18 protein-coding genes and 1 tRNA gene are annotated in these 23,314 nt (G+C 43.7%); 8 read left to right on the top strand and 11 right to left on the bottom strand.

Features of this window, described 5'->3' with window-relative positions; all coding sequences use genetic code 11:
- Nucleotides 1-92 (top strand): IS3 family transposase (locus tag H8K55_RS01925; RefSeq protein WP_186940314.1); only part of this gene is annotated, 92 nt, incomplete at its 5' end.
- Nucleotides 93-200: 108 nt separating this feature from the next.
- Here the strand turns inward: H8K55_RS01925 and H8K55_RS01920 are convergent.
- Both H8K55_RS01920 and H8K55_RS01915 read right to left on the bottom strand, forming a co-directional pair.
- Nucleotides 201-1,328 (bottom strand): HD-GYP domain-containing protein, encoded by a 1,128-nt coding sequence (locus H8K55_RS01920; RefSeq protein WP_186940313.1) that lies wholly within the window; start codon nucleotides 1,326-1,328, stop codon nucleotides 201-203.
- A gap of 222 nt (nucleotides 1,329-1,550) precedes the next feature.
- The gene (locus tag H8K55_RS01915; protein WP_186940312.1) at nucleotides 1,551-5,750 is read right to left on the bottom strand and encodes a response regulator; all 4,200 of its coding nucleotides are present in this window, start codon (nucleotides 5,748-5,750) and stop codon (nucleotides 1,551-1,553) included.
- Nucleotides 5,751-6,281: 531 nt separating this feature from the next.
- Here H8K55_RS01915 and H8K55_RS01910 point away from each other — a divergent pair.
- From H8K55_RS01910 to H8K55_RS01900, 3 genes are all read left to right on the top strand, one after another.
- Complete coding sequence (locus H8K55_RS01910; RefSeq protein WP_186940311.1) at nucleotides 6,282-7,367, top strand: response regulator; 1,086 nt, start codon at nucleotides 6,282-6,284, stop codon at nucleotides 7,365-7,367.
- 210 nt (nucleotides 7,368-7,577) lie between these two features.
- On the top strand, nucleotides 7,578-8,819 hold the full coding sequence (locus H8K55_RS01905) for a polyhydroxyalkanoate depolymerase (RefSeq protein ID WP_186940310.1): 1,242 nt from the start codon (nucleotides 7,578-7,580) through the stop codon (nucleotides 8,817-8,819).
- Between the two features lie 219 nt (nucleotides 8,820-9,038).
- Nucleotides 9,039-9,554: a C40 family peptidase gene (locus H8K55_RS01900; protein ID WP_186940309.1), complete on the top strand. Its 516-nt coding sequence runs from the start codon at nucleotides 9,039-9,041 to the stop codon at nucleotides 9,552-9,554.
- A gap of 3 nt (nucleotides 9,555-9,557) precedes the next feature.
- Here H8K55_RS01900 and H8K55_RS01895 read toward each other — a convergent pair whose 3' ends face one another.
- The 9 genes from H8K55_RS01895 to H8K55_RS01855 form a co-directional block, all read right to left on the bottom strand.
- Nucleotides 9,558-10,502, bottom strand: coding sequence for a patatin-like phospholipase family protein (locus H8K55_RS01895; RefSeq protein ID WP_186940308.1), 945 nt, complete (start codon nucleotides 10,500-10,502; stop codon nucleotides 9,558-9,560).
- A 93-nt stretch (nucleotides 10,503-10,595) separates the two neighbouring features.
- Nucleotides 10,596-10,685, bottom strand: a tRNA-Ser gene (locus tag H8K55_RS01890).
- Nucleotides 10,686-10,815: 130 nt separating this feature from the next.
- On the bottom strand, nucleotides 10,816-12,840 hold the full coding sequence (locus H8K55_RS01885; RefSeq protein ID WP_186940307.1) for a putative bifunctional diguanylate cyclase/phosphodiesterase: 2,025 nt from the start codon (nucleotides 12,838-12,840) through the stop codon (nucleotides 10,816-10,818).
- Entirely contained in the window at nucleotides 12,840-13,991 is a 1,152-nt protein-coding gene (locus H8K55_RS01880) for an EAL and HDOD domain-containing protein (RefSeq protein ID WP_186940306.1), read from the bottom strand. Before H8K55_RS01880 ends, H8K55_RS01885 begins: the two co-directional genes overlap by 1 nt.
- A gap of 269 nt (nucleotides 13,992-14,260) precedes the next feature.
- On the bottom strand, nucleotides 14,261-15,535 hold the full coding sequence (hemW, locus tag H8K55_RS01875; protein ID WP_186940305.1) for a radical SAM family heme chaperone HemW: 1,275 nt from the start codon (nucleotides 15,533-15,535) through the stop codon (nucleotides 14,261-14,263).
- Nucleotides 15,532-16,116: an RdgB/HAM1 family non-canonical purine NTP pyrophosphatase gene (gene rdgB / locus H8K55_RS01870; protein ID WP_186940304.1), complete on the bottom strand. Its 585-nt coding sequence runs from the start codon at nucleotides 16,114-16,116 to the stop codon at nucleotides 15,532-15,534. Before rdgB ends, hemW begins: the two co-directional genes overlap by 4 nt.
- A gap of 66 nt (nucleotides 16,117-16,182) precedes the next feature.
- Nucleotides 16,183-16,938: a ribonuclease PH gene (rph, locus tag H8K55_RS01865; protein ID WP_186940303.1), complete on the bottom strand. Its 756-nt coding sequence runs from the start codon at nucleotides 16,936-16,938 to the stop codon at nucleotides 16,183-16,185.
- Between the two features lie 4 nt (nucleotides 16,939-16,942).
- Nucleotides 16,943-17,878, bottom strand: a complete 936-nt coding sequence (locus tag H8K55_RS01860; RefSeq protein ID WP_186940302.1) for a PP2C family protein-serine/threonine phosphatase — start codon at nucleotides 17,876-17,878, stop codon at nucleotides 16,943-16,945.
- A gap of 74 nt (nucleotides 17,879-17,952) precedes the next feature.
- The gene (locus tag H8K55_RS01855; protein WP_186940301.1) at nucleotides 17,953-18,966 is read right to left on the bottom strand and encodes a serine/threonine protein kinase; all 1,014 of its coding nucleotides are present in this window, start codon (nucleotides 18,964-18,966) and stop codon (nucleotides 17,953-17,955) included.
- A gap of 164 nt (nucleotides 18,967-19,130) precedes the next feature.
- Between H8K55_RS01855 and H8K55_RS01850 the strand changes: the two genes are divergently transcribed.
- The 4 genes from H8K55_RS01850 to H8K55_RS01835 are packed head-to-tail and all read left to right on the top strand — an operon-like array spanning nucleotide 19,131 to nucleotide 23,307.
- A complete protein-coding gene (locus H8K55_RS01850) occupies nucleotides 19,131-20,033 on the top strand; it encodes a YicC/YloC family endoribonuclease (protein WP_186940348.1) in 903 nt (300 codons plus the stop codon).
- 58 nt (nucleotides 20,034-20,091) lie between these two features.
- Entirely contained in the window at nucleotides 20,092-20,739 is a 648-nt protein-coding gene (gmk, locus tag H8K55_RS01845; RefSeq protein ID WP_186940300.1) for a guanylate kinase, read from the top strand.
- Between the two features lie 9 nt (nucleotides 20,740-20,748).
- Nucleotides 20,749-20,952 carry a DNA-directed RNA polymerase subunit omega gene (rpoZ, locus tag H8K55_RS01840; protein ID WP_186924105.1) on the top strand — a complete coding sequence of 68 codons (204 nt, stop codon included), beginning with the start codon at nucleotides 20,749-20,751 and terminating at the stop codon, nucleotides 20,950-20,952.
- Nucleotides 20,953-20,997: 45 nt separating this feature from the next.
- On the top strand, nucleotides 20,998-23,307 hold the full coding sequence (locus H8K55_RS01835) for a RelA/SpoT family protein (protein WP_186940299.1): 2,310 nt from the start codon (nucleotides 20,998-21,000) through the stop codon (nucleotides 23,305-23,307).
- Nucleotides 23,308-23,314 lie beyond the last annotated feature (7 nt).

Genomic DNA, 23,314 nt, shown 5'->3' with positions numbered 1-23,314 from the left:
AATACATTCGCTACTATAATCAAGACCGAATCAAACTTAAACTAAAAGGGCTGAGTCCTGTGCAATACAGAAATCAGCCCTTGAATGCCTAACTAACAAACTGTCCAACTTTTTGGGGTCAGTTCATTACTCTTTGCGCTTTTTTGCATTTAAGACTAAAACAAAAACTAAAACTAAGACTCAGTTGATTAATTTCAGTACTAAAACACTTCAGTTTCACCCGCTTCACTTTCTTGAAAACGCATCGCTATCTCTTTGAATTCGTCAGTAATTTTCAGAAACACATCCAAGATGTCTGGATCAAAATGAGTGCCACGCCCTTTACGCATAATGTCGATGGCTTCTTCGTGACTGAATGCGGGCTTATAAACTCTTCTCGAAATCAAAGCATCATAGACGTCTGCCACCGCCATTAAACGAGCGGAAATAGGAATCGCATCGCCAGATAAGTTTTCCGGATAACCAGAGCCATCCCATTTCTCCTGATGTGAATAGGTGATCTCACGAGCAAATCGGAGAAATTCGTTACTCTCACCGAGATAGCGTTCGACCGACAAAATTGTTTCACGACCATAATTCGTGTGCAACTTCATCACTTCAAATTCTTCTGAGGTCAATTTTCCCGGTTTCAACAGAATATTATCGGGGATGCCCACTTTACCAATGTCATGTAAAGGGGCAGATTTATATAACAATTCAATATTTTCATCGGTCAATTCAGACGAAAAACGCGGTAAATGTTTCAATTGACGTGCGAGTGCTGCAACATAATTCTGCGTGCGTCGAATATGATTTCCCGTTTCATTATCGCGCGTCTCTGCGAGCGATGCCATCGCCATAATAATCGCATCCTGCATCTTTGCTAGTTTTCGGGTTCGGTCTTTCACCAAACCTTCTAAGCTTTTATTTTGATCCTGCAACAGATTGCGAGCGCGCACTAAATTTAGTTGTGTTGCAACCCTCGCCAACACAATCGGCGGACTGACTGGCTTACTGATGTAATCAACAGCGCCCAATTTCAAGCCCATTTCTTCATCAGAAACCTGACTTTTGGCGGTGAGAAAAATAATAGGAATTTGATTCGTTTGCGGATTGTCTTTCAGGCGACGGCAAGTTTCATAGCCATCCATTTCAGGCATCATGACATCGAGCAGAATCAAATCGGGACTAGGATCGATAGATGCAATATGCAGCGCTTTGAGTCCATTGGTCGCAATTTTAATCTTGTATTTATCCTTCAACAATGCTGAAAGCAAGGTAATGTTATCGGGCGTATCGTCGACAATTAAAATTACCTGCTTCGCATCTTGATCGTGAGTTTCACTCATAGCGCACCTTGAAAGAATGGGATGTTCGATTGAAAATCATCACTACAAAACATCGTCTAACATTTTATAAAAAATATCAATTGCTGAAATAAAGCACCGCTCGTTGCAAGATCTCATTAAATGATCTCACTGAAGGATCTCAATGAAGGACGATAATTTGCCCGTATGCATTTGTTGAAATTAGCGAGCAGTTTTACTTTTTTTGATCAGTATGATCGCCACCTAAGTTTCAAGGTTCAAGCCTATCATGTGGGCATTCCCTTTCATAATCGATTGAATTACGTCAAAATCGTACTGCGAAGCAGCGCGCATAATCTGTTTTTGCACATCAGAACCAAAGGCAATATTTAATTCCTCAACCGCATCACCAAGCAACTCTAAAGCCTCACCATCATAATTGGCGACTAGTTTGTAGCAAGCTCGCAATTTGGCATAGACATCGTCGGTTGATAGCGTTCGTGCATCAGTCGAATCAGAATTGAAATCGACCGAACCTTGTTCAATCGCGATACTTGCTTCTATTGCCTGGATCGTAGACTGCAATTGCCGTTCCGCACTGTCTAATAAAAGCTCAATTTGCTCAAATGGTACGGCACCCTCAATTTGCGATTCAATTCTAGCAGCAAGTAACTGAACATCGGCACCGATTAAGCCAGCTACGCCTTTCAGCGTATGCGCAATCATTTCCGCTGTCTTGTGATTGGACTCGCGTAATGCCTCACGAATTTTGCTAATCGCAGTACGTTGATCGAGTACAAATAATTTAAGCAATTTAAAATACAGTTGACGATCCCCCATCGTGCGACTGAGTCCCAAACGCGTATCAACGCCTTGTATGCTCAGCGATTTATCAACCGTCGTTGTCGCTAACGTGATCCTATGATCGGTACTCGCAACCACATAGGAACTACACCATTCAGCAACGGTTTGATACAGCTCATTGGGATTGATAGGTTTCGCAATATGTGCGTTCATTCCCGAATCAAAACACTTTTCTCGCTCAATTAACAAGGCGTGAGCGGTCATCGCTACTATGGGCAGCTCTTGAAATTGAGGATTTTGTCGAATTAATTTTGTTGCCTCATGCCCATCCATTTCGGGCATTTGTACGTCCATCAAGACCAAACCATAATGATTGGCAGGAAAAGAAAATAGTCGCTCGACTGCTGCCCGTCCGTTCATAGCAACATCCACAACAATCTCCGCAGCCTCGAGTAGTTCTTTGGCGATCTGTTGATTAACCAAATTATCTTCTACCAATAACACCTGCAGATTTCTACACTTAAACGCGCCGTGCAATGAGCTGGCAGAATTAAAATGGCGGTGAAAGGAAAACATATTCACGAGGCAATCAAACACATTTGATGAATTAAACGGCTTATCCAAATAGGCATCGGTCATCGTCGCCTCTTCGCGATAGTTCAGGCTTTCACGTGCTGTCGCGCCAACCAATGCAATTTTCGGTAGCATGCGCAACGATGCCTGTCGTATGCGAGCGATCAACTCCGCGCCATCCATATATGGCATGTGTAAATCAACAAAGACCGCATCAAATTGTCGATTTTCCCCTTCAGCCTCGGACAACACTGTCAATGCTTCCTGCCCCGAATAAGTCAAAATACTGCGAATTCCATACTGCGCTAATTTTGCCCCTAATAATTTCGCAGCATGCGGGTGATCATCAACTATCAACATATTTAGTTGATCGAATAATTCGCGATTCACTTCATTTGAAATCACTTCGACGTTTGCAAAAGGAATTTCAAAACTGACGATAGTTCCTTGCCCAGGCTCGCTACGCAAGGCGATTTCTCCTGACATCAAGTTAACCATACCTTTAGAAATCGACAAACCTAAACCAGTACCGCCAAATTTGCGTGTAGTGGATTCATCGCCCTGACTAAAGGGCATAAATAATTTAGATGATTGCGCTTCGCTCATCCCTAATCCAGTATCACGTACTTCGAACCGTAATCGTACTTGTCCGAACTCACTAGCACTAGCGCTGACGCTACACAGGACACAAACCTCACCCTCTTCCGTAAATTTGATCGCATTATTGATTAAGTTAATCAATACTTGTCCCAGTCTGAGCGGATCACCTTTCAGTCGCTTTGGCACATCCGATTGAATATCAAACAGGTATTCCAATCCCTTTTGCTCAGCCTTCTCACTGGTGACTACGGCAACACTATTAAAAACTTCATCAAGGTCAAATTCGACTTCTTCAATATCAAGTTTACCTGCTTCGATTTTTGAAAAATCTAAAATGTCATTAATAATGCCCATCAAGGACAAACCCGCCTTATGAATTTTTTCCACGTAGTCTTTTTGCTTCACGGTCAATTCAGTCTTCAGCGCCAAATGTGCCATCCCGATGATCGCGTTCATAGGGGTGCGGATTTCATGACTCATATTTGCTAAGAACAGGGATTTCGCTTCGGTGGTTTCTTCCGCATGACGTCGCGCCAACTCAGAAACCTTCAACTCGTTTTGCATCTGCAATGTCTGCAGGCGCATCTGTTCATCCATACTTTCTTTGAGCTGAGATTCGAGTAATTTTCTTTGCGTTAAATCAGAAACGAATGACAAGGTTGCGGCTTGGCCTTCCCACTCAATCAATACCGAAGAAATCTCTACCCAAATCAATTGATGGCTAATCCGATGCTGCAAACGAATTTGATAATATTGTTCGACTGGTTCACCCCGCAAGCGGCGCGTATGACGCTCGACCACCACAGGTACGTCTTCGCTATATATCGAAGAAGTGAATGCCATGCCTATCAATTCATCATGGCTATAACCGGTCAGTGTTTGAATGATGCGATTCGCAAAGGCAATTTGAGCATTTTGTACGACGATAATGCCCTCGGTCACATTATCAATCAGCAGGCGATAGTTATATTCCGACTTGTGCAAATCATCTTCTAATTGACGACGTGCAGAAATATCCATGACCACCCATACAGTGCCATAAGACAAGTCATTTTTATTGACAGCACGCCCCGAAAATTGCACCCAAAAAATGGTGCCATCACTACGCCGCATTTTTAGTTCAGTTTCAAATGCCTCACCGCGCAAGACTGCCTGACTAACCGCGGCACCGCTCTCCAGATAACTATCTCGCGAGGTATAAAATGGTTCAAGTGAGGCACCTAGAACCTGTTCACGCTCAACACCAAAAATTTGACATAGCGGCGTATTGACCCATTGCACGCGACCTTGGCTATTTAAGAAAATCATGCCAACGATAGAGTTTTCTAAGATCGTTTCGCGCTCAGTTAACATGCGCTGCAACTCATCCGCCAGAGTTTTACGCTCTATCGTCATGCGCTCATTCATGCGTCTGTCGTGTTCGGCCTCTTTGAATTCACTACGAATTTTGAGATTCTCACTTTGAATTTTGCTAGCTTGCTCTTGCACGCGCAAAAAAAGCGCCTGATGACGTTTTTGTTCTACATAAGCTTCTTGCCAACGCCCTAATTCCGCATAAATTTCAGACAACTCATTAATCGCACAAAGCGGTAAATGGTTATAACCACTTTCACCCAACTCATCAATCGCGTGCCGCAATTGGGCAATCGCCGGGTCATATTGGCCACATTGGCGATGCAAATAACCACGCACCCACCAAATGTATGGCTTTAAGTGTGGATCTTCAATCGCATCAATCGAAGTCAGCGCTTGTTCACTGAAATCAGTTGCCTCTTGAAGTTTACCGCGCATGGCCAAGGTATAGGCGGCGACGGACAAATAAAAAGATCGATACGAATTGATATGTACCGCGTCGATAGTCCCATTTTCGATATAGGGTGCAATTACTTTATAGGCTTCGTCAAATTTACCGAGCGCTATTTTGCAAAGAGCCAGCATGGTCGAACTAAAAGGTAACAACCATTTTTCTAAAGAAGACGGTGCAACATCGCAAGCGATTTGCAAGAATTCTTCAGCATCGAGAGGATTTCCCGTCACATATAAAACCTCGCCCAAATTCGCGGTTATTTGCGCGATTCGGCTAGCTGAATTGATTTTTCTGGCTTCGTCCAAAGCCCAATAAAAACACCGTATCGCCTGAACTGTTTCACCGCGCTCCTGACAAACAATCGCAATGATATTCAACGCGAGAATCAATAGACGAGGAGGTACCGCATCGAGCTTCGGGCGTAACTCTTGTTCCGACAAATCATAGGCTGCGAGCACACTTCCTTTTTTTCTAAAAACAATGACCCGTCCGGTGTCAGCAAAAAAAACACCTTGGGGAATATTTAGCTGAGTAAATATTCCAGACAAACGTTCGAAAGAAGCGATCGCGCTATCCAAGTTATTTTGAAAATAATCAGCAAAGGCAAAAATAATGTCTGCACCCGCGACCAACATTTGATCGTTATTTTGCTCCCCTTCAGACCGCATCTGACTCGCCATAGCGCATCCATCGGAAATAGAATCTCTCAGCAAGTCAACGCCATCTAGAGATCGCTCTATCCAATTATTATTTGTATCAGAAGAAAATCCGTGCATAACGTAGTGAAGTCAGATTATAGGTATCGAATTAAGGACTATAAGTGTGCAAATTTGCACTTGATTCTATCTTGAAAGAAGCAAGAAATACATTGATCACACTATGAACAATAAAAATACAGAAATAAGAATTCGCTAATACAACATTCAATTAGCATTTAAATACGTAATCAAATTAAAATACGGATTACGTTCAATATTTGCACGGAGAATTAGCATCTGCCCTATTTCATTTCCAAAATAAATGAGTAGATAATTAGCAGACCAAACTCAATTTCATGATCGAACGTAATTGTGTACTTGTTTACGGCCCTAAATACAACCGAAAATACAATCGAAAATGCAATCGAAAATGCAGTTACGAATACAGCCACGAATGCATAATCAAGTTCAACTTCATCCATCCTTAGGCCACGCTGATCGTGCGCAAATAAATTGACTACAGTTCACACAACGCACAACATACTTCTGGCTGAAGACAATGATTTCAACCAAGAAATTGTAGTCGATCTTCTCACAGAAGCCGGTTACCGAGTCACGGCCAAAGACAATGGAAAAGAACTTCTCGACGAGCTACTAACGAAGACTGATGATTACTATCAATTGATTTTGATGGATCTCGAGATGCCTGTACTCGATGGACATCAAGCGACAATAGCCATTCGAAAAGAATCTCGTTTCGACCAAATCCCGATTATCGCCATGACCGCGCACACGCAGGAAGACACCAAAATTCGCTGCTTACAAGAAGGCATGCAAGACTTTATTAGTAAACCTTTCAATCCCACCGAGCTATTCGCGATTATCAATAAATGGAACTCAGCGACACCTGATCGAGCGCCCGCTATTTCTATAGCAATAGACGATGAACAAAGTGCTCATAGAGATCACAGTGAGCAATCATTGCAGTTCCACTTCAACACCATTGATAGTCAACGTGGCTTGCAACTATCCGGTAATAATATTGCTCTCTATCTGCAATTGCTTAAGCGCTTTCAAACGTCTCAAGTCAACAATTTAATTATCCTCAAAGCGGTAAAAGAATCTGACTTACAGACATTAGAATTTAAGCGAATGATTCACACGCTTAAAGGCGTTAGCGCCACTATAGGAGGAACGCAATTAGCTAATATCATTGAAGGATTCGAAGCGTATTTAAATGCTGCAAACGCTCAAGCAATGTCAATGACAACAGCCAATACTTATTTGCAGGCCATCGCCGATCTTTTGAGCTTGTCAATTACCGAAATCCAGCTTTACTTTGCCAAGCTCAACCCAGTAATCGTAGAAACAACATCCGCGGCCGATCAGACTAAAGAAATTCCAATGATCATTGATGGATTAATTGAAGCATTGATTTCTCTACTTGAAGCCTCCAGTAGTGATGCCATTGATTTTTTTCACCAACACGCCTCAGCATTCCAACGCGCATTCACACATCAGGACTACGCACAACTGTCGGCCTGCATAGATCAGTATGAATTCGAACAGGCAATTAGCCATTTACGCTCTCATGAATGACCTAAATAGGATAACAAGCAATACATATAACCAGTCAATTTAGCTAGCCTACCTGGCTAATCTATTTATTAATCACCTCATCAAAAAATATATTTATGACGCACTGCAATAATTTAGCGTTATACTAGGATATATCGTTGTCCATTGTAGGTATCCAAAAAATCCTAGCAATCGGAAAGCAATTCCGTAAATCACCAGGAAAATGCGAACATGCTTTATCAATTTCATGAATTAAATCGCTCGTTTTTGACCCCGCTCACCAAATGGGCAGAAGCTTCGTCCAAACTGTTTGCGAACCCGATTTCACCATTAGCCTACACGCCTTACTCTCAGCGTATCGCCGCAGCCTACGAATTGGTATATCGTTTAGGAAAAGAATACGAAAAACCTGAATTTAATATTCAATTCACCAAAATCGGCGAAGAAACAATTGAAATTGTTGAAGAAATTACTGTTTCCAAACCATTTTGTAAGTTGATTAATTTCAAGAAAAATTTACCTGAGTCCAAGAGAAAATCGACAAAATTGGAGCAACCACGTGTTTTGATTGTTGCCCCATTGTCAGGTCATCACGCGACGCTCTTACGCGACACCATACGTAGTTTGCTTCCAACCCATGACGTCTACATTACCGACTGGATTGATGCTCGCATGGTACCACTGTCAGCGGGTCCATTTCACCTGCACGATTACATCTACTACGTGCAGGAATTTATCCGTCATTTAGCACCAAACTTACACGTTATTTCTGTCTGCCAACCGACTGTTCCAGTTTTGGCGGCGATTTCTTTGATGGCAAGTGATAATGATCCGGCTTTGCCAAAAACGATGACGATGATGGGTGGACCGATTGATGGTCGTAAATCACCAACGCAAGTCAATACGCTTGCAACCGAGAAAAAATTCTCTTGGTTTGAAAATTCAGTAATCTACAACGTACCAGCCAATTACCCTGGATTTGGTCGCAAAGTCTATCCTGGCTTTTTGCAACACGCGGGCTTTGTCGCGATGAATCCAGATCGCCATGCGCAAAGTCATTGGGACTTCTATCAACATCTGATACAAGGTGACGATGAATCTGCAGAACAACATCGTAAATTCTATGACGAATACAATGCGGTCTTAGACTTACCGGCAGAGTTTTATCTCGAAACCATTAAAACGGTATTTCAAGAGTTCAGCCTACCGCGAGGTACCTGGGAAGTTCAAGGAAAATTAGTCCGCCCACAAGACATCAAGACAGTCGCGTTATTCACGGTAGAAGGTGAGCTTGATGACATTTCTGGCCCTGGCCAAACGCAAGCCGCTCACGATCTCTGCGCGAACATCCCAGCTTCTATGAAACAGGATTTTGTCGCACCGGGTTGTGGGCATTATGGCATCTTTTCCGGTCGTAAATGGCGTGATATTGTTTGTCCGAAGGTAATTGCCTTTATGGAAAAACATGCCTAATTGGGTGCATAATCACCCACATATTTCATAGCAATAAAGCATTAAAAGAGCGGCTAAGCCCGCTCTTTTTTGTTTTTCGGTCGTGAAAATTGGCTGCTCGATCTAATTAAGTTATACTCGACCCTTTCCATAAAACAAGATTGGGTAAGATCGGTCACCAACACAGACAAGAATATTCGTCGGTGCTGATGAATGGGTCAGATCAATTTTTGACAATTCATGAAAAAAATCAGGCCTGTTTTAGTATTTTTAGGACTATGTTTTTGTTGGCAATTAGCGCTCGCACAAGCTGAAACAAATACAGAAAACTCAAAGACCTTCTCCGCACTGAAAGAATTACGAGATCGCACATCTGATCTCACGATTAATGCCATGAGTTTGCTCGGAATTAAGTACAAACGCGGCGGTGACACCCCGGAAAATGGACTAGATTGCAGCGGCTTTGTCAGATTCGTCTTCAAAAATTCGAATGAAACTGAACTACCCAGAACCGCTAAAGAAATTAGCGGTAAAGGCGATCGCATTGATGGAAAAGATATCAAACCAGGCGATTTAGTGTTTTTTAATACGCTCAAGAAGAGCTTTTCCCACGTGGGGATCTATCTAGGTGACAGTAAATTTATCCATGCCCCATCGGCTGGCGGCAAAGTCAGGATAGAAAGTATGAATGTCGCTTATTGGAAAAAACGCTTCAACGGCGCACGCCGAATCAACGAAGAAGAAACCAAAAACTAAAACTCATTTTTCCTGAAAAGCACGAATCTTTTCTTTGAGTTCTGGAATCAGCGCCAACGCAGCTTTTTCCCCTGCCAAAATGGCCAAATTGCGACCATTAAAATCACTCCCCTTCATGGTTGGGAGATCCGGCTTAATCACCACATCAGCATTCTTCAATTCAAATTGATTCAAGCTTTGACCCATGATGGTGAATGTTTGCATCAACACTTCCAATGAACTCGTGGCAGACTGCCCTTCCGGCGCGGAAGAAATATTAACCGCGATCACAATATCCGCGCCCATTTCTCGTGCAAAACGCACAGGAACAGGTGATACCAGTCCACCATCGACGTAATAACGCTCATTGATTTTCACAGGCTGAAATACCCCTGGCACGGAGGAAGAAGCGCGCACAGCCAAACCTGTATTCCCTCGTTGAAAAAGAATCGGTGTACCGGTATTTAAATCCGTGGCGACCGCGCCAAAAGGTTTCTTAAGCTTTTCAATCGAAGACTGCCCTACCATTTTATTGACGTAATTTTGCAGAGCTTCGCCTTTTAAGACACCACTACTTTTAGAGAAAAAAGGCAAAGACCAATCTGAAATAGTAGCCTCATCCATTTCCAAAGCCATTTTTTGCAATGTAAAGCCATTATTGCCAGCCGCATACATGGCACCAACCACACTACCTGCACTAGTACCAACGACCAAATCAGGCACGATACCTTGCGCCTCAAGTACCTTTATAACGCCAATGTGCGCAAAACCTCTAGCAGCACCTCCGCCCAAGGCCAAACCAATTTTGACTGGGCGGATGGTTTTTTGTACTACTGGCAAATCTACTTTGGCTGCAGTCTTGACAACTGGCTGACTAACAGGAGAGGGACTGGCACAACCAAATAAAGAGGCAGCACAAATTAGCACCAAAGAAAATGGGCGTGAAAAATCAGCGAACAAAGTACGCATAGCTTTTTAAAATTGGGAAATTAATATTGGTCGTTTCCAGCACAGACTGCACTAGGGAAAGAAAGGATTCTCATTTGAGAAAAATCGCTAAATTGGCGGAAGCGGTGAGATTCGAACTCACGAAGGGCTCTCACCCTCGCTAGTTTTCAAGACTAGTGCCTTCAACCGCTCGGCCACACTTCCGTCTTTAGCTTTTCATAAAAAACCGATTACTTTCGCAATCAATCTTCTAAGCCCGAAATTATATCTGACTTTTAAAATTTTTGGTGAGGTTTTTGATGATCTTATTAAAAATATTGGAAGGGCACGATTTTTAATCACCGAATGTGGGAAGACTAAATTTCTTAGAAATCAAAGCAGAAAATTTTTCGACTTCTAGTGGCCTCGAGAATAAATAGCCTTGAATCTCATCGCATCCCATCTTTTGTAAAAATGCGAATTGCTCGCGATTCTCCACACCTTCGGCAATCACTCTGTGTTTCATCTGCTTCGCCATGCTGATGATCGCACTGGCAATCGCACAATCATCAACATCATCTGGGATTCCTTGAATGAAAGATCGATCAATTTTCAAGGTATCAATCGGGAATCGCTTCAGATAAGACAAACTAGAAAATCCCGTACCAAAATCATCCAAAGCCAATTTCACGCCTTGTGCAGTGATTTCCGCCATGATCTTGACGACGCCATCGGCATTTTGCATCAGCATACTTTCGGTGATTTCGAGTTCCAGCCAAGCTGCGGAAATCTGATGTTTTAGCAATGCTTGCTCTACTCGCTCGGGCAAAGATACCGTAAATTCTTTGGCTGAAACATTCACTGCAATTCTAAACGGTTCAATACCTGCATCCTGCCAAATCTTGGCCTGCGCACAAGCCATGTCCAACACCCACGCATCAATTTGTAAAATTAAATTCGTCTCTTCCGCGACGGGAATGAATTCTAATGGTGAGATCACCCCATCTTGCGGATGCGCCCACCGAATCAGCGCTTCCGCGCCGACTACTTCACCGGTATAAATATCCACTTTGGGTTGATACAAGAGAAAAAATTCATTCTTTTGCAGCGCCCTGCGCATGCCAGATTCCAAGTACAAACGTCCGGAAATCATGCGATTCATTTCTACGTCATAGAATGCATAATTGCCGCTAATTTTTTCACTTTGCCGCTTCGCTTTAAACATCGCGATATCAGCTTTTTGCAATAAGGCTTCAGCATCATTACCATCTTGTGGATAAATGCTGATACCTATACTCGCGCCAAGTCTGAGTTCGTGTTCATCAATCTGAAAAACTGGCTCAAGAGTCGCCAACATTTTTTGTGCAACCATGCCCGTGTGAAAATGCTGCTTGACGTCATGCAAAGCAACCGCAAATTCATCACTTCCCAATCGGGCAATGACGTCGTTGTCTCGCAAGCTTGATCGGAAACGTTCCGCCACCTGCTGCAATAGGAGGTCACCGACTCTGTGGCCCAATGAGTCATTAATGGGCTTAAAGCGATTGAGGTCAATAAACATCACTGAAATCGACGCTTCGTTTCTATGACTTTGCTGCAGGCTATTATCAAGCAATTTCTTAAACAAAGTCCGGTTCGGCAAATCTGTCAAAGGATCGTAATAAGCCAGGTGATTAATTTTTTCTTCTGATCGCTTACGATCGGTAATATCACTCAAATAACCTATCATCCCAATCGGTTGAGACATCTCATCGCAGAGTGTAGACAGACTCAAACTAGCCCAAAATATTTCACCATTTTTTTTCCGACGACGAACTTCCATCTCTCGTCCACCTTGCTCGAGAAACACATCACGTGTCAACTCGTCAACAGCGTCATCACTCTCATATAGGAATAAAATATTTTGACCAATTGCCTCGTTCGCGGAGTAACCAAATAATTTCTCCGCGCCTAAATTCCAACTCAGAATAAATCCTGCCAAATCCATCGTAATAACGGATTCGTGAATTTGATCAAGTATCTGAGAATGGATAGATTGAGCACGAATCGCCGCATCGAAGCGCGAATACAACGCTAATCGGGAAGAAAATAATTTAGCGGTGATAGAAGTCAGGAAATTAAGCTTTCCCAAATCCGATTCAGAAATTTGCCCCTGCTTCCCAGAGAGCAGGTAATAATTTTCCGCACAAATTTGCTGACAAATCACTCCCTCTGTAAGAGGTGGCAACTGTTGAGTAAATTCAATGTTACTCTCAGCGAATATCAGTTTCACCACGCGATTTAATGTTTGCACCAAATCGCTATCACTACGGCAAAAAATTGCTTCGGATAGCTCCGCACCAAGAGAAACATGATGTTGCAATTCAGGTAGCGACTGCATTACATATCCTGACAAACTTGATTGACCCAACAATAGGCCTGAACCATCGTCTCAAAATAGGACTCAGTGCTTAATCCTGCGGTTTGTATAGCAGCTTGCAAAGTAGCTTTCGAATCACCTGAAACAGGTCTATCCGATCTATTGGACCTATCTGATAGCTCTACTAAACGCAAATAGTCACCCAGCGAGCCGCGCTTGTCCAACAAGGCATCGCGTACTTCATCTGTAAGACTCAAAGGTTTCAATATTTCCCATAATGGACAGGCAAACAGCAAATCAAGTAGGGAAAACATGCCCACCATGAATGCAGAATCTTGCGCATCTCGATCACCGCCATGCTGGCGGCAAATTTCTTCCATCATGCTGGCTCTGAAAGCGGCTCTGAGCATCAAGGGATTGAGACTAGTTCCCTGCCCCGTTTGGCGCGCATAAAGCAAGAGCTGCAACCACCGCTGCAATTGACGTCGCCCTAGCAAATTAATCGCTTGCACAAAACTATTCACTTTCACGGTTTGTGCAAATGCGGCAGAACTAACTAGTTTGAACAACATGAACGACAAGGCAGGATCTTGCTTGAATAAGTTTTCCAACTCTTTCGCATCAGCGTCCTTAGACACCAATCCTAATAATTTCAACAATCGAGATCTTGCCGTTGGATCCGCCGTACGCGCTTGATTCGAGGGAGAAAAAGCAAAATCGCCAGAAAACAAGCTGAAACCCGCATTATGTGCTTGCTCGAAACTCTGTACCGAATTCAAATTTTTTGCCAAGTGTTGGCTATGCTGCAAACTAAATATCCACGGCTGCACATATGAGGGCACACCAAGTTCACAATTGACAGCAATTCCACGCGTGTCTGGCCACAATAACTGCGCTTTAGAATTGAAATCATCCATCACTAGGCGCACGCCTGACTGATGTAAATGCTTCAGCCTTTGCTGCACTTCTTTGGATTCACAATTAGATTCTCGAATACACAAGACTAAGGACTTCGCATAATCGCGCGTTTCAAAATCGAGCGGCAAACTTGTGAGATTATTGACAGGAGTGAAAAATAAGAGGGGCGAAAGCTTTTGGAAAAAATCTATTTGACTCAAATAGGCCAGCAAGCTCAGGCATTGCTCATCATCACTCTCGATGAAACTTGGCATGAGACCAAGTATTTTCTGCTGCCCATTTACTATCGGCAATAAAGTAGCAATTGGAATCATGCGATTCACATTCCCCGTCATCTAAGTTTTTTATAATCAAGTGCTTTAGAGCAATTTATAGCTTGATAGTAAGTTGAAAATTACACAATTGCAAGTGCATTTTTAACATAAAGATAGAAATGCTGATCATGTGGGATATGCAAGACATGATCCTAACTAATGTAAGGCGAATACTAAGAAAAAACGTGAAAAATTCACCCAATTCAAGATTATAAAAACATCTGTTGCAGATCGTTCAAAAATCGACGCCCCAACTCAGTCGGTTGGATTTTCAAATGATCTCTAAATATCAACTTGCGCGCCTCGGCTTGGTTCAAAGCGGTCTCAATTGAGTTAAGTAATAATCCAGTACGCTCATAAAAAAGCGAAGTATCAAAACCCTGATTCAAGCGCAATGCATTCAACATGAATTCAAACGCCAATTCGTCTTTTGCGATTTCATGACTTTCTTGAATCACATTTCCTGATTTAGCTGCATCCATATACATCTTTGGTTGCTTGTGACGCACTTGTCGAATAATTCGATTCGGGAAGGATAATTTAGAATGTGCCCCGGCACCGATACCCAAATAGTCGCCGAAGTTCCAATAATTCAAATTATGGCGCGATGCTTTACCCGGCTTGGCAAAGGCAGACACCTCATAATGTTCATAGCCAGCCGACGCCATTCTGGCTTGAATTTGATCTTGCATCTCAGCGCTTAAATCGTCGTCAGGAATCGCTGGTGGAAACTTTGCGAAATAAGTATTTGGTTCCAGCGTTAAGTGATACAACGATAAATGATTGGGGTCAAATCGCAATGCAGTTTCCACATCAGACATTGCTTCTGCCAATGTCTGCTCCGGTAACGCAAACATCAAATCGAGATTAAAGTTATCGAAATTCTCTTGAGCAATGGCAATCGCGCGTTGTGCTTCATCACCATTATGAATGCGGCCTAAAGCCGACAGATGACGCGAATTAAAACTCTGGATACCAATCGACAATCGATTAATGCCACTCAAACGATACTGCTTAAACTTCTCTGCTTCAAAAGTTCCTGGATTGGCTTCCATCGTAATTTCTGCCGCAGAATCTATAGGCAACAAGGTACGTACATCGGACAACAGGCGATCCAGTCCCGCGGCAGACATCAAGCTCGGGGTACCACCACCGATAAAAATCGTATAAATTTTTCTGCCCCAAATCATCGGCAATGCGGCTTCCAAATCCGTCCTGACCGCGTCTAGATAGGCGCTTTCGTCAAACTGATTTTTGACCTCATGCGAATTAAAATCGCAATAGGGGCACTTCTTCACGCACCATGGAAAATGGATATACAAAGACAATGGCGGCAAAGACTGCAAATTGATCGCACCCGGGCTGAGATAATTCTGCTGCACCAGTGCAGGCATCTCACTGAGTGCAGTCGGTTTGTTCTGCCTGTTTTGCCCGACCGCATCTGAAGCATTGGAAGTGGCAGGTATAGGCTTAATTGGGATCATCTTAATTTCTTGAGTAATTCTTGTAGGGCTTGTGCGCGGTGTGACAAGGAATTCTTCTGCTCAGAATTTAACTCTGCAACAGTTTTATTGAGTTCAGGTAAATAAAAATAAGGATCATAACCAAAGCCGCCCTCACCTCTAGCACGATCGATAATTTCACCCTGCCAGCGACCATCAGCAATGACCGGCTGCGGGTCGTTAGCAGAACGTACATACACCAACACACAATAATAATAGGCGGAACGATCAGCTTTATCTGCCAATGATGCAATTAATTTTTCATTGTTGCGCTGATCCGATTTTGGTTCTCCTGCATAACGTGCCGAGAAAACGCCAGGCGCGCCGCCCAAAGCGTTAACACAAATACCCGAATCATCCGCAATCGCTGGCAAACCTGTCAGGCTTGCTGCGTGACGAGCCTTCGTTAATGCATTTTCTACAAAGGTAAAAAATGGCTCTGGTGCGTCTGGTACACCCAATTCAGCTTGGGCATGTAAATCCATACCAAGTGGTGAAAATAGCTGCTGAAATTCTCTGAGCTTACCAGCGTTATTGGAGGCTAAAACTATCTTTTGCTTCATGTGTTTTGTTAAAAATATCTAATGTGCTTCAAATCTAATGTGCTTCAAGTATGAGTCAGCCTAAAATCAAGCCGCAGTCAAACCTAACACTTGTTTTTGTTTCGCGATAATGTCTTGAATGCCGTCCTGCGCCAAATCCAATAATTGATTTAACGTGCTACGGTCAAATGCCACACCCTCGGCCGTACCCTGCACTTCAATGAAGTGTCCGTTTTGATCCATTACCACATTCATATCAGTATCGCAGTCTGAATCTTCCAGGTAATCTAAATCTAGTACGGGAACGCCTTTAAAGACACCCACTGAAATCGCCGCTAAGAATTGTTTTACCGGAATTGCGGCAATAACACCTTGCGCCTGCAATTTTGAAAACGCATCATACGCAGCCACCATCGCTCCTGAAATCGCCGCAGTACGAGTACCACCATCAGCCTGGATGACATCGCAATCTAAATGCAAAGTACGTTCGCCGAAACTTTCCAAATCAAACGCAGCGCGCAAAGAGCGGCCGATCAATCGTTGAATTTCTTGAGTGCGACCGGATTGCTTACCTTTAGCGGCTTCCCTATCCATTCTGGTGTGAGTAGAGCGTGGCAACATGCCGTACTCAGCGGTCAACCAACCTTGCCCTTTACCCTTCAAAAAACCTGGAACCTTCTCTTCAATCGATGCCGTACAAATTACTTTAGTATCGCCAAATTCGACCAAGACAGATCCTTCTGCATGCTTGGTGAATTGACGGGTGAAAGTAATTTCGCGCAAAGCATTTGCAGCACGCCCACTTGGACGTTTTCCAGCAGATATAACTGATACATCAGACATAAATTTAGCTCTTGTTAGTTAATTTGGTTGAATTGTGAATCGCATTGCGAATTTCATCGATGGCTTTTTCGATTTCTTCATCATTGAAAATATCCGCTTCGGCAGCTTCATCGTCGCCGTCCATGGGGACTTGTATCGTGGTGGCGATTGAGCCTATCGGCAAGGTGTTAGTTGACACGATGGATGAGTTTTCCAGAATATCATTGCCTTCCCACATCATCGCTAAAGCGGTGGCATTATCACCTTGGCGACCAGCGATTTCTACGGCCGAACGTACGAGTTCAGGAATCGCGCGTACGATTGTTTGTTCATGCAATCGTTGGGCAAGCATGTGATCAGGCAACACGCCCCACAGGCCATCAGAGCACATCAAAATCAAATCACCGGCTTGCAATGATGCCCGACGCGATAGTTCAACAATTGGTGCATTTGGCGCACCCAAGCAATTAAACAACTTGTTTCGATCCGGATGCGTATTGCGCTCAGATGGGTCAACCTTACCTTGCTCAATCAATGTTTCCAAACGCGAATGATCTTTGGTGCGTAATAGAATTTGACCATCGCGCATCCAATACAAACGTGAATCGCCACAGTGCGCCCAATAGGCACTGCCATTTTGAATTAAGCAGGCAACGATCGTAGTACGAGGCGTTTCTGGTAGATTCTTTAATTCGCGAAAACGATGTATTTCGTTATGCGCAGATAAAAAGCCTTTTTCCAAAAAACGCTCCGGCTTATCAATCATGGGATGTGCTTGTTTTTGAAATAGGCTACCTATGGTTTGCATCGCAATTGTTGCGGCCATCTCACCCATAATGTGACCGCCCATACCATCGGCCAGTAGCAATAAAATGGCATCACGGGTGAAGCTGTAGCCCATGCGATCCTGGTTGACTTTACGTCCGCCGATATGACTTTCTTGATAGACTGAAAAGCGCATAAATTTTATTATTTCAAGAATAAATTAACTTCAAAAAATGCAGGAAATTTGAGAAAAATATCCCTCAAAATTGTTCAAGAAATCGTGTCTTCTTGTATCGTCGTGAAGTCTTTGTCTTCTGCATCCTTCGTATTTTTGCCAACCAATGCAGAGATTTTCAACTTGGCACGCTCAATAAATCCAAGTTCACGTTGTGGCTGTGCTTTGACTGTCAGCGCTTTTTGCAAAGCGAACACACTTTGTGGTCGCTCCATCGGGTCAAGTTTTAAGCACATACGCACAACATCAATCAACTCTGCTGAATATGTTCCCTCTAATTTCTTGTAATGCGCTTCCATCTTGTCGTTAGTTTTGCGCTGATCTGCTGGTTGTGGCGGCGCACCGACCATACACGCAAACATCGAGGCACCGATGCTATAAATATCAGTCCAAGGTCCGAGATTACTATTTTTCACATAGAGTTCAGGTGCTGCAAAACCCGGTGTGTACATAGGATAGAGCTTAGGCATATCGGTCTTCAAAGTTTGTCTGGCGGCACCGAAATCTAATAGGATTGGTGTGCCATCTAAGCGCAGATAAATATTCGCTGGCTTCAAGTCCAAGTGTAATAATTTGTTGGTATGTACTTCACGCAATCCGTTCATCACTAAGTTAAACATTTTCCGTATAAAGCGCTCTGACACCAGAGGCTTCTCGCCTTTATCGCGACGACGCAAAATATGTTCTTGCAATGACCGCCCAGATTCGTAAGCCATCACCATGTAAACGGTTTCATTCGCGCGGAAAAAATTGATAACACTGACGACGTTAGGATGAGAAATGCGAGCCAATGCCCTACCTTCCTCGAAGAAGCACTTCAAACCTATACGATACACAGGGAAATTTTCTGCAGAAATTGCCGGAACCAACTCACCCGTTTGACGTAAAGCTAAAGAACTTGGCAAATACTCTTTAATAGCGACTGCATTGCCATCTTCATCCGACGCCAGATAAACAATACTAAAGCCACCAGAGGCAATTTTCTTTACAATACGGTATCCGGCTATTTCCAGGCCGTCGGGCAATGGTGCGTTATTTTGTGCTGCCATAATAATTGTGGTCCCACTTAGTAAAATAGCTGAAGAATTATTTTATGCATTGTACAGTGTCACTTTTGTAGCATAGAGATTTGCCAAGCAAATAGTTAATCAAACAATCAACGATTCGCATAATCGCAACACGAAACAAAGGAATTCAATTGAGCATTTTTAGCATGACTGGCTACGCTACCAGCACCAAAGAGACAGACAATGGCACAATAACGATAGAAGTTAAGAGTGTCAATTCACGCTTTCTCGATCTGCAATTTCGCATCAATGATGAATTCCGAGCAATTGAACCATTATTTCGTGATGCACTGACCAAAAAGCTAGCCCGCGGCAAGGTTGAATGTCGTTTTAGCTTTGGCAAAAAAAACGGTGACGACAAACCAAAGAGCCTGAATCAAAATGTGCTAGCGCAGTTGAAAGAATTTCAAAGCAACTTAAAGGCGCATTTCCCGAGTGCGGCTGATTTCAGTGTCAACGATCTATTGCGTTGGCCAGGAGTGATAGAAGAGTCTGAAATCAGTTCAGAGCATTTACAAGAAACAATTAGCGCGGTCATTGACAGCACTATACAAGAATTTATTGCCAGCAGAGAGCGTGAAGGAGCGGCACTGGCAGGCGTCCTATTGCGATGCGTGGATGAAATGGATGCGATTGTATTAAGAATCACCCCCTTATTACCGATGGTGCTACAACAATTTCAACAAAAATCCATTAATCGACTTGAAGAAGCGCTGGGTTTAGCCTTAGATAAGCCTGAGTTGACCAACGCACCAAGTATTTCACGCGATGAGGTCTTAGATAGAATTCGTCAAGAAGTCACTATGTATGGCATTCGTATTGATGTGAACGAAGAATTGGCAAGATTATCGGGTCATTTAGCGGAAACCCGTCAAATCTTGAAAAAAGGCGGTCAAGTCGGCAAACGCTTGGATTTCATGATGCAAGAACTGAATCGCGAAGCAAATACTTTGGGCTCTAAAGCTGCGTTGAAAGAATTGGCCGATGCATCGATGGAATTAAAGTTATTGATAGAACAAATGCGTGAGCAAGTACAAAATCTCGAATAAGATTTTAATCTTTTACTATTTCCCAACAATTTCTTAACTATTTTATTAGCGAGTTGATATGCCTACCAGCACCTCTACTTCCGGCAGTCTGTTTATGGTTTCTGCGCCTTCTGGCGCGGGTAAATCCTCTCTGGTAAATGGACTTTTAAAGCTCGAACCCAGGCTTAAATTATCAATTTCATTCACCACCCGCCCACCACGCCCAGGCGAAGAGAATGGTCGTGAATACCACTTCATTTCGGCTGATGAATTCTTACAGCGCAAAAATCGGGGTGAATTTCTCGAGTTTGCCGAAGTTCATGGCAATTACTACGGCACTTCTAAGGTTTTAATTCAAGAAGCGATGCAGGCTGGAACCGATATCTTGCTCGAAATTGACTGGCAAGGCGCGCAACAAGTGAAGAAGCAGTTTTCCTATGTTGCCAGTATCTTTATCCTGCCACCGTCAATAGAAGCTTTAGAAGAACGCTTGAACAAGCGCGGACAGGACTCAAAAGAGGTCATTACCCGAAGGATTTTGGCAGCGGGAGGTGAAATGGCGCACGCTCCAGAGTTCGAATATGTTATCATCAACCAAGATTTTGATTTAGCGCTATCAGAATTGAGTGCTATCGTTAAAGCCACTCGCTGCCGAACCTCTCAACAAACTGTGCGTAACACGGCACTTTTTGCGCAATTAGGCATACAAATCAATACCACGTTCTAAGGAAATATCATGGCTCGCATCACCGTTGAAGACTCTCTCAAACAAATTCCAAATCGCTTCCAATTGACTCTGTGCGCAACTTATCGTGCACGTCAGTTGTTGCAAGGTCACACACCAAAAGTAGAAGCAAAAAATAAACCTACGGTTGTTGCATTGCGCGAAATCGCCGAAGGCAAAATCGGTATCGAAATGTTGAAAAAAGTCCCATTTTAATTTCGAATTGCGCGGCTAACGTGAAACGGCTAGGGATAACCAGTTATGAATTTGCAAGACGACAAATTATCCAGTGCTACTTCCACGCCAGCCGCGATTGCTGCTGCGGCAGCGATTGATCCTGCCGCCAATACTTCGCAACACAGTAAGAAATCCCGCATCAATAGTCACTCCCCCGCTTTACCCATCCAAAATACCGCAGTCGCCTCGATCACCGCATTGACCACCCGACTTGCAGAATACCTTTCCCCCGCTGACCTGAAACAAGTTAAAGAAGCCTATCGCTTTTCTGACGAGATGCATCTGGGTCAAGTACGTAAATCTGGGGAGCCGTACATTTCTCATCCTATCGCTGTCGCCGAAATTTGTGCCGAATGGAAGCTCGATGTGCAAGCCATTATGGCCGCATTGCTACACGATGTGATGGAAGACCAGGACGTCAAAAAAGAAGAACTAATAGAACGATTTGGCGCACCAGTCGCAGCCTTGGTCGATGGATTATCCAAGCTCGAAAAGATTGAATTTCAAAGCCATATAGAAGCACAAGCCGAGAATTTCCGCAAAATGCTGCTGGCGATGGCACGCGATGTCCGCGTCATTTTGGTCAAGCTAGCGGATCGTCTACACAATATGCGCACACTAGGCGTGATGTCGCCTGAGAAGCAGCGTCGTATTGCCAGTGAAACGATGGAAGTGTATGTGCCGATCGCGCATCGACTAGGATTGAATAATATTTATCGCGAACTACAAGATTTATCGTTTGCGCATATTTACCCTATGCGTTATCGCACTCTCGCGAAGGCGATTAAGGCTGCACGTGGAAATCGCCGCGAAGTAGTGAACAAAATTATGGCGGCGGTAAAGACTACTTTGGGCGAAGCAGGCCTTCAAGCGCAGGTTGATGGCAGAGAAAAAACACTGTTCGGCATCTACTGCAAAATGCGAGATAAACAATTGAGTTTCTCGCAGGTCTTAGACATCTATGGCTTTCGCGTCGTAGTCGACAATTTCCAGAATAGTTATTACGCGCTAGGCGTTTTACATGCGCTATACAAACCGATGCCAGGCAAGTTCAAGGACTATATTGCTATTCCTAAGTCCAACGGCTATCAGTCTTTGCACACCACTTTAATTGGCCCCTATGGTACGCCAGTTGAATTCCAGATCCGCACCACAGAAATGCACAGGGTTGCAGAATCAGGTGTTGCGGCTCACTGGCTCTACAAGAACGAAGATGCGAGCCTGACCGACTTACAACAACGCACTCATGCATGGTTGCAATCACTGCTCGATATTCAAAAACAAACGGGTGACTCGGCTGAATTTTTAGAACACGTCAAAATCGATTTATTCCCCGATTCAGTCTACGTGTTCACGCCGAAATCAAAGATTTTTGCATTGCCACGCGGCGCGACGGCGCTCGATTTTGCCTACAATATTCATACCGATATCGGCGATCAAGCAATTGCCACACGTATCAACAATGAACCTGTACCTTTGCGTACTGAGTTAAAAAATGGCGATATCATTGAGATCATCACCTCGCCTAACTCACGCCCAACACCAAATTGGCTGACCTACGTCAGAACCGGTAAAGCACGCTCGGCGATTCGTCACTACCTGCGTACGATCAATTTGAACGAATCAACTGAATTAGGAAAACAGTTATTAGCGCAAGCCTTAGTGTCATTACATTTGAATCCAGATCTTCCAGAAACACTGGTTGACAAGCTACTCAATGAATCGAGCGCTAATACCTTGGAAGAATTGCATACCGACATAGGCATCGGCAAGCGCATGGCGGCCTTGGTGGCACGTCATATTCTCGACCTGGTCGAAAACGATTCTCCGTCGATTCCTTTCCAACATATCGGCGACGAAAAGTTAAGTAAACCTGACCCCGTCATCATTTATGGCAGCGAAGGCGTCTCTGTTCAATTATCGCCATGTTGTCTACCAATTCCGGGTGACAATATTGTTGGTCAACTCAAACGAGATCAAGGTTTGGTCGTACACAGCAGCGATTGCAAGAACGCCAAACGCATGCAGGTAAAAGAGCCAGATCGTTGGATTGACGTGACTTGGGGCGAAGACTTGAACCGCCGCTTCGATTGCCGCATTTCCGTCTTGGTCAATAATGAACGTGGAGCACTGGCACGCATTGCCGCAGAGATCGGTGAAGCCGATGCAAATATTATTCACGTCAATATGGAAGATGGCGAATCCAAAGACATGACGAAGTTACACTTCACCATACAGATCGATGACCGCATCCATTTGGCGCGCATCATCCGCAATGTAAAACACTTAAATGGCGTCAGCAAAATTCGCCGTGAGTACGCCTCAAACGCCTAATACTCGT

The organism is Affinundibacterium flavidum (assembly GCF_014284175.1).
Taxonomy (GTDB): domain Bacteria; phylum Pseudomonadota; class Gammaproteobacteria; order Burkholderiales; family Burkholderiaceae_D; genus Undibacterium; species Undibacterium flavidum.
This window is presented reverse-complemented; position numbering and strand designations above follow the sequence as displayed.